The sequence below is a fragment of the Mailhella sp. genome, assembly GCF_057866825.1.
This window is the reverse complement of record NZ_DBMAHT010000092.1, coordinates 1-8,356: the sequence shown is the minus strand read 5'-3', so window position 1 is coordinate 8,356 and position 8,356 is coordinate 1. Positions and strand designations below refer to the sequence as shown.

4 protein-coding genes are annotated in these 8,356 nt (G+C 59.3%); 3 read left to right on the top strand and 1 reads right to left on the bottom strand.

All coding sequences use genetic code 11. The annotated features are described in order from the left end of the window. The first annotated feature begins 707 nt into the window (after positions 1 to 707). From ACZM96_RS08220 to ACZM96_RS08210, 3 genes are all read left to right on the top strand, one after another. Positions 708 to 1,760 carry a dynamin family protein gene (locus ACZM96_RS08220; RefSeq protein WP_489488463.1) on the top strand — a complete coding sequence of 351 codons (1,053 nt, stop codon included), beginning with the start codon at positions 708 to 710 and terminating at the stop codon, positions 1,758 to 1,760. A 1-nt stretch (position 1,761) separates the two neighbouring features. Continuing rightward, positions 1,762 to 2,349, top strand: coding sequence for a hypothetical protein (locus tag ACZM96_RS08215; protein ID WP_489488462.1), 588 nt, complete (start codon positions 1,762 to 1,764; stop codon positions 2,347 to 2,349). A gap of 1,132 nt (positions 2,350 to 3,481) precedes the next feature. Then, complete coding sequence (locus ACZM96_RS08210) at positions 3,482 to 5,938, top strand: ATP-binding protein (protein WP_489488460.1); 2,457 nt, start codon at positions 3,482 to 3,484, stop codon at positions 5,936 to 5,938. A 701-nt stretch (positions 5,939 to 6,639) separates the two neighbouring features. On the opposite strand, the gene ACZM96_RS08205 is transcribed toward ACZM96_RS08210, so the two are convergent. After that, positions 6,640 to 8,356 (bottom strand): excinuclease ABC subunit UvrA (locus ACZM96_RS08205; RefSeq protein WP_489488459.1); only part of this gene is annotated, 1,717 nt, incomplete at its 5' end.

Here is an 8,356-nt window from a genome sequence, read left to right as displayed (position 1 = left end):
TCGAAAAGTTTTTTTATTTATTTGCATGATTGCATCGAATGCGAATAAAGTATGAGAGTAAAATAAAGGATAATGAAAAAAGAATGTGGAAATGTGAAGAGAAAAAAAAAGAAGTAAATAGGATAATATGAAAGATGACTTGTGCATGAGGAAGGAAGACCGTGAAAAAAACATGATGTCGTGCTGCTTGGGCGGTGCTGCGGAGCGTGAAAGAGAGATTTTTGTGTATCGTGTTGCTTGTGAAGAAAATAGCAGAGAAAAATCATGTACGAATAGTGCTTGTCCGGCAGATGCAGAACGGGGCCCGCGTTTTTCAGGCGGGCGTGCGGAGCGGCAGCCGTGCCGGTAATGCGGTGGCCGGGGGAATGTCTTTCGGGCGCGCCCGCGGAGTGGTGGCGCATGAGGCGGCGCGGCAGGCTGCGGGAGAGTGGCGTCGGGCGCGGGGCAGGGGCAGGGAAGCAGGACGGAAGCGGTTTCCGTGGACGACGGCACGGCTTCGGCAGGGGGGCTTTTCCCGATGTGCGGATGTGTTCGGCTTGCGAAGAAATCCCGGGACTTGCCTTGCGGCGTCAATAGGGTATGTTCGGAAAGGCGCGGCAACGGTTGTTTCTGCGCCGTGCCGGAAAAGGCGACGCGTAGCGTGCGTTTCCGGTCTTTCCAGAAAAAAGCGAGGCTTCCGCGCAGGCGGAGGCAAACGGGAGTCAGACATGGGCGAGTTCCGCGTGCCCGATACCGGGCTTCACATTCTTATCCTGGGCTGCATGAGTTCGGGCAAGTCCACGCTGCTCAACGCCATGCTCGGACGCGGGGTATTTCCTGCGGGAAACCGGGCCACCACGGCGCAGATATTCAGAATTGTTCACGATCCGTGGTGCGAGCAGAACGTGTGCCGCAATCCTTCGGAGAGCGATGAATGGCATCCGCTCACGCTGGAGAGACTTGCGTCGTACAACGGAACCATGCGCGAGAACGTGCCTGCCGACATCTGGCTGCGTCTGCCGCACCTGGAGAAGAAGCGTCCCATTGTGTTTTACGACACGCCCGGCCCCAACACCAGCAAGCACGACGAGCATCGCGGCGAGACGTATTTTGCGCTGGAAAAGCTGCCGCTGACGCATATTTTTCTGGTGCTCGACATGGCGCAGCTGCACACGCGCGACGAAGAGGCGCTGCTGCGCGACATGGGTCGGGTGGCGGAGCTTCGCGGCGGAGTGCCGGTGCTGGTGATCCTCAACAAGGCCGACGTCATCGACGTGGAAAAGGAATCCGTGTCCGACATCGTGACGGAAGTGCGCGACACGGTGGCGCAGTATCTGCCGTCGGGCTCGAACGTGGACGTGATTCCCGTGATGGCCAAGGGCGCCGAGGTGTGGCGACGCATGATAGATCGCGACAAGCTGACGGTGTTCGAGGTGGAATTCGGCCAGTACATCGACTGGCGGCTCTGCCGCGCGATGCTTGAGGCGTCGCTGATTCCGGAAGAGATACGGATAAGCGTGGCGGAGCAGATGGAGGAATGGCGGAGACTGCAGAAGTTTTCGGAAGCGTTCCGTTCGTCGCTGGAATATCTGGCGCGGCGGGTGCATCCGGAAAACGCGGAACTCATCAACAAGAACGTGAGCAAGATTCTCGATTACGCCGACTGTCGCCGGGCCGTGACGGGTTCGGGCATGGTGACGCTTGAGGAGTACATCGACCGTCTTACGGTGAAGAATTACGCCGTCCCGCTGAAGGGGGACGAGCTGAACGAACGGGTGTGACATGAAGACAAGCAGCATCAGCAGAGAAGACGCACTGGCCCTTTTGAAGACCTGGAACAGCGAACCGTTTCATCTTCTGCACGCGCTCACGGTGGAAGGCGTGATGCGGTATTTTGCGCGCGAGCGCGGCTATGCGGACGAAGAAGAGTTCTGGGGCCTGTGCGGCCTCCTTCACGACATTGATTTTGAACGCTTTCCCGAAGAACATTGCCGCAAGGCGCCGGAACTGCTGCGCGCGGGCGGCGTGAACGAGGACATGATTCATGCGGTGTGCAGCCACGGCTACGGATTGTGCTGCGACGTGGAGCCCGAACACGAAATGGAAAAGATACTCTTTGCGGTGGACGAGCTCACGGGCCTGGTGGGCGCGGCGGTGAAGATGCGTCCTTCGGGCAGCGTGATGGACATGGAAGTGTCCAGTCTGAAGAAGAAGTTCAAGGACAAGCGCTTTGCGGCGGGCTGCTCGCGCGACGTGATCCGCGAAGGTGCGGAGCGTCTGGGCTGGACGCTGGACGAACTGTTTGCGCGCACGCTCGACGCCATGCGTTCCTGCGAGGCGAGCGTGAACGAGCAGATGGCCGCGCAATAGTTCGCGAGGGAGTCGGCCACCCGGCCGGATGTCAGATTTTGCGGCGCGTTTTTCCCTATGGGGAGAGACGCGCCTTTTTTGTTGCTGCGCTGAGGGCGGAAAGAAGGAGCTCGGCCCCGGGGAATTTCTCCGAGGGCCCGGAGAGATTTTGCCGAGAGGTCCGGGGAATTTTGCCGCGGGGCCGGGGGGCGTCGCGGGTCTGTAGCCTCTCGGCGGATCGGGCGTCGGAGAGGCGAGGGCTTTGAGGGCCGTGCTGCAGCGTTGAGGGGAGCGCTGCGGGCGTCGCGGGCCGTGCTGCGGGCGGTGAGTTGCAGAGGTTTTCGCCTGGGACGGGGCACGGCAGATTCGGAGCGGAGGTTGCAAAGCCGGTCGGCGGAGGGAGAGCGGAGGGAATTCTGCGGCGCAGGGCGTCGAAGTCGCGGAGGCGGGGAGTTGCGGAGGGCTTCGCGGGGAAGTGCCGAAGCTCTGCGGGCGGGAAGTTGAAGAATTTCGGCGGAGTCGGAAGTCGCAGAGAAGAGCAGGGAGCCGGAAACGTTCAGCAGAAGGGGCGTCGCGGTCCGGCTCCGGGGAAAGGCGGAATGAAGGATCGCGGCCCTCGACCCGAAGAACGTGCGGCGGAATGGAGAAGGGCGGGCCTCGGGCGATGGGCGGCACGGAGACGTGCGACGTTGGGGAAAGAGGCGGAGGCGGCGGTGGCTTTTTTTGGGGGGGGAGGGCAGGAAATCGCCGAATCGTCGGGAGGAAGGGGAGGGCCGTCGGAGCGCGACGCCTTCCCCCATTTCTCAGGCTCGTGAGGCATCGGCGTCGCTTCGTTGCCGCGGATTTGAGTGTCTGGGAAGCGTCGGCGCGGCGCAGCGAAGGGGCGCGGGGAGTCCCGGTCGTTTTGTCTTTGCGCTCTCCGGCGGGCGGGAACAAAAGTTTCGTAATCTTCATGGAGATGTTGATTTTACTTATAAAGAGCGTACACTGCCGCCCCGAACGGAAGCCCCTTGTCCTGCTCCGCTCCGCGAAGAACAATCGCGCCTCAGCGTCACATTCCGACTTCCGCGCATCGGCTGGAGGCAACATGGAAGAGTTATATAAAAAAATTACGTATATCATCAGCAAATCACGTTTCAGTATCTCTATTTTCATGGTCATGCTGGTGTTTTCCTTTTTCGGCTACCAGATCATGAAGATCAATATGCTGAAGAACGCCCAGAATCTCGGCTATAATCTGGCGCATACCTACGCCCTGGAACAGCGGGACAATCTTCAGTTTTATTCCGTGCTGTTGTCGTTCGGCGTCTCCGTTGTGGACGAAAGTCAGAAAAACGGCGATCTTGCAGAAAAAATCATGTATTTTTTCCGACAGTTGCAGAGCATCCTTGGAGAAGGCACGGTTGATCCGTATCTGGTTGCCGGAAACAAGATCATTGCCCTGAATCCCTGGGAAGGCGACGCCGACTACGATTTTTCCAATGCCGTCTGGTATCGGCAGGCGGTGGAGAATCCCGGCAAGGTCATCTTTACCGATACCTATATCGATGCCGTGTACGGCAAGCCTGTCGTCACCATTGCCAGAACGTGCGCTTCGGGAGCCGTGCTGGCCTTCGATATTTTTCCGGAAAACTTCCGCTTTTCCTCGGTGACCCTGACCGGTCTGCAGGAGTCGTCGTTCTTTCTGTGCGACAACAAGGGCACGCTGCTCTACGCGCAGCCCTCGGAAGACGAATCCTATGAAGAAATGAGACCGTATGTGAGCCGCCTGTTCAAGGGCATCAAGAGCGGCGAACTGGCCTCGTATGCGGCCAGCATCAGCGATATGCACGGTCGTCCGCGAGGCGTGTACTATTTTGAAATGCCGAACGGGTGGATTTCCATCCTGACTATTCCGTTCAGCGTTATTCTCAGTGATCTGGATTACTTCAGCGACCTGTTCTACAGCCTTGTCGTGCTGCTTCTCATCGGCATGGGACTTATTTCCTGGCGGAATCTTCGCAGCGAACGCGCCTATGACCGCACCAATGAGGCCGTTCAGGTGCTCGGCAACAGTTATTTTGCCGTGTACCGGATCGACTACGAACAGGCGCGCTATGAAGTCATCAAGGCGCCGGACGACGTGCGCAGACGCTTGTCGGCGTCTGGTTCCTACGCGGAACTGGTGCGGATCATTGTCGAGAATCTGGATCCCCGCGACCTTGGCGAGTTCATGGACAAGTTTTCCCTGCTCAGCATACGGCGTCTGGTGGAGCATCGCATACGGGATTTCGGTCGGGATTTTCGCCGGCGCTTCGACAACGGATATCGCTGGGTGAGCATCCGGGTGCAGTTCGACGAATCGCTCGCGAGTCACGACGTTATTCTCTGCTTCCGCGAAATAGAAGAGGAGAAGCAGAAACAGCTCGAAGAGCACACGCTGCTCATGAATTCCCTGAACAAGGCCAAGCAGAACGAAAAGGCCAAGCAGCTCTTTTTCAGCAACATGTCGCACGAAATGCGCACGCCGCTCAACGCCATCATCAATCTTACCGGCATTGCCAAGCGTTTTGCGCGCGATCCGCAGAAGGTGCTCGACTACCTGAATAAAATAGAACGCTCAAGCGTGGTGCTGATTCAGCTCGTCAACGACATCCTTGAACTTTCGCGCCTCGCGCAGGGCAAAATAGAGCTGAACAATCAGCCCATGGATATCCGCGTCTGCCTGGAAGAGAGCTTCACCCCGTTTAAAATTCAGGCGGAAAACGAAGGAAAAATATTCCGCGAAGTCTGGAATGTGAATCATTCCATGGTGATGGGCGATGCCTTCCGCCTGACGCGCATCATGAACAATCTGCTTTCCAACGCGCTGAAGTTCACGGACGCCGGCGATTCCGTCACCGTGGAAGTCTCGCAGATGAGCCAGAAGGAATACATTCAGTATAAGATCGTCGTGTCCGATACCGGCATCGGCATGTCGGAAGAGTTCCTGCATCAGATTTTCGAGCCCTATACCCGAGAAAGCCGCGTGGCGTCCCGACCTGTGAGCGGAACCGGCCTCGGCATGCCCATCGTGAAGAGTATTGTGGAACTCTTGAACGGCAGCATTGTTGTGGACAGCAAACCCGGTCAGGGAACCACGTTTACCGTGATACTGCCGTTCCTCATGGTGCGCGACGAAGAGCAGAGCGCCGTGGAAACCGAATCGGCGCCCATAGGCAGCGCCCTTGCCGGCAAACGCCTGCTCATTGCCGAAGACAACGAAATCAATATGGAAGTGGCGGAGGAAATTCTTACCCTCAACGGCATGAAGGTGGAACGCGCCTGGAACGGCCGCGAAGCCCTGAAGATCTTCCAGAACTCGGAGCCCTTCTACTTCGACGCCATCATCATGGACATGCAGATGCCCGAAATGAACGGCTGCGAAGCCAGCAGAAGCATCCGCGCCCTCCCGCGCCCTGACGCATCTTCCGTGCCCATCATCGCCGTCACCGCCAACGCCTTCTCCGAAGACATCGCCGAAACCTCCCGCGCAGGCATGTCCGCCCACGTCTCCAAACCCATCGACTTCCCCCTCCTCTGCCGCCTGCTCGAAAAACTCATCAAAGCAAGAAAGAAAAAGGAAGAGTAGAAGAGAAGGGGAGAGAATGCGGGGGAAGAGAGGGAAAATTTTGAAAAATTTTCCCTCTCTTCCCCCGCGCCCCCATCTCTCCTTTCAAAACTTTTTAATTTTTAAGGGCAGGATGACAGGGGGGAAAAGAAAATGGAAAAGAGGCAAAAGGGGAGGGAAGCGCTGGCAAGTGCCCTGCGTGCGCTTTGTACAGGATACGCTGTACAAACTGCGAAACTTGCACGACGGCGGCTGCGTTTAACGCCGGAAGTGAATTCCGGCTACTTGCCTGCCGTCGGCGTGGGCTCCTGATGTCACCCACGGGCCCCAGTGCATTGAGAAAACGTTTTCCAGTCTGTATTTGCCGATCTGCCTTCGGTGTTTCCTCCCCCAAAACATCTGGAAATCCCATCCTTTGACACGACTGTCCGGCGCAAGCCGGACAGGAGTCGGCCACCGCAGGTGGGCGCAGGGCGCACACCTGCACTGCGTCCGCAGCCCGAACAGCGCCCAGCCAAGCCCCCACGCCCCGCAGCAGCTGCCTTTCCGAACGCTCACCCCCTTCGCCCACAGCTCCTTGCATAATCTTCCCGTTCACCCTGTCCTGCTGAAGCAGCGAAGCTGCGAAGCAGAACCAGGGGGGCGCGGGGGGCTTGTCCCGACTTTGTCGGGGAATTATTTCCCCCGCATGCCTTTCCTGCCTTTTCTGCCTTTCTTCCTCTCTAACTCCATTGCTGCTTGAGGAAGGAGCCGGTGAGGCTTTGGGGGCAGCTGGCGATCTGGGCGGGGGCCCCGGCAGCGACGACGCGGCCGCCGGAGGTACCGCCGCCGGGGCCCATATCGATGATGTAGTCGGCGTTTCCGATGAGGTCCATATCGTGTTCGATGACGACGACGGTAGCGCCGTTGTCGATGAGCGACTGGAAGACGCCGAGCAGGGTTTCAACGTCGAGGGGATGGAGTCCTATGGTAGGTTCATCGAACAGGAACACGGAGTCGCGCTGAGCTCGGCCCATTTCTCCGGCGAGCTTGAGTCGCTGGGCTTCGCCGCCGGAAAGGCTGGGCGTTTCTTCACCGAGGGTGAGGTAGCCGAGGCCGAGCTGCTGAAGCACTTCGAGGCGCTGGCGCACGATCTTGAGATCGGCGCAGGCGTCGAGGGCCTGCCGAACGTCCATGTCCATGAGCTCGGGCATGGAAAAGGCGCGTCCGGCGCTGTTCTGATACTTTACGGCGTCGGCCTCGCGGGAGAAGCGCGATCCGCGGCACGACGGACAGGGAATGTCCACGTCGGGCAGAAACTGCACGTCGAGACTGACCACGCCGGTGCCGTCACAGACGGGGCAGCGCAACTTTCCGGTATTGTAGGAAAAATCTCCGGCCTTGAGGCCCAGCTTGCGGGCGCCCGACGTGCGGGCAAACACCTTGCGCAGCTCGTCGTGTACGTTGGCGTAGGTGGCCACGGTGGAGCGCACGTTGATGCCTATGGGACTGGCGTCGATGAGCTTGACCTGCCGGATGCCCTCTGCGCGCAGTTCACGCACGTGATCGGGCATGCGGGAGCAGCGAATGAAGGCGTTCAGCGCAGGGGCGAGGCTTTCAAGAATGAGCGTGGTTTTGCCCGAGCCGGAAACGCCGGTCACCACGGTGAGCCTGCCCCGCGGAATGTCCACCTCCAGCGGATGCACGGTATGAATGGCCCCTGTGGCCAGATGAATGGAGCCTTCCGAGAAGAGAGCGTCGGCCGGACACTGCGGGCGCACGCGGAAAATCCCCCTGTGCCCGAGAAAGCGCCCGATGCGCGAATGAGGATCGGCCGCGATGTCGGCAATGCGCCCTTCGGCGACCACCGTGCCGCCGCGTTCGCCGGCTTCGGGCCCCATTTCGATGAGCCAGTCGGCGGCGGAAAGAATCTGCGTGTCGTGATCGACCAGCAGCACGGAATTGCCGTCGGCCACAAGGTCGCGCATCACGCCGATGAGCCCCGCAATGTTGGACGGATGCAGGCCGATGGAAGGTTCGTCGAGCACGTAGAGCACGCCCGTGGTGCGATTGCGCACCGCGCGTGCAAGCTGCATGCGCTGCCGCTCGCCCGTGGAAAGCGTGGACGCCGCCCTGTCCAGAGAAAGATAGCCGAGCCCGAGCTCCATCAGGCGTCTTGCCGTACTCTGAAAGGCTTCGACAATGCTCTCGGCCATGGGCCGCATGACCTCGGGCAGAGAGTCGGGCACTCCGGCCGTCCAGGTCACGAGCTCTTCGAGCGTCATGGCGCAGGCCTGATCCAGTGAAACGCCCCGCAGTTTCGGCGCGCGGGCGGCTTCGCACAAACGCGTTCCGCCGCAGTCGGGGCAGACGTCCTCCTTGAGGAACTTTTCCACCCGCTTCATGCCTTTTTCATCCTTCACCTTGGCAAGCGCGTTTTCCACGGTATAGACTGCGTTG

Bases quoted from the DNA above. Each gene is read 5' to 3' on its own strand.
- ACZM96_RS08220 (WP_489488463.1), top strand. From the start codon at position 708: ATGGGCGAGTTCCGCGTGCCCGATACCGGGCTTCACATTCTTATCCTG.
- ACZM96_RS08215 (WP_489488462.1), top strand. From the start codon at position 1,762: ATGAAGACAAGCAGCATCAGCAGAGAAGACGCACTGGCCCTTTTGAAG.
- ACZM96_RS08210 (WP_489488460.1), top strand. From the start codon at position 3,482: ATGGTCATGCTGGTGTTTTCCTTTTTCGGCTACCAGATCATGAAGATC.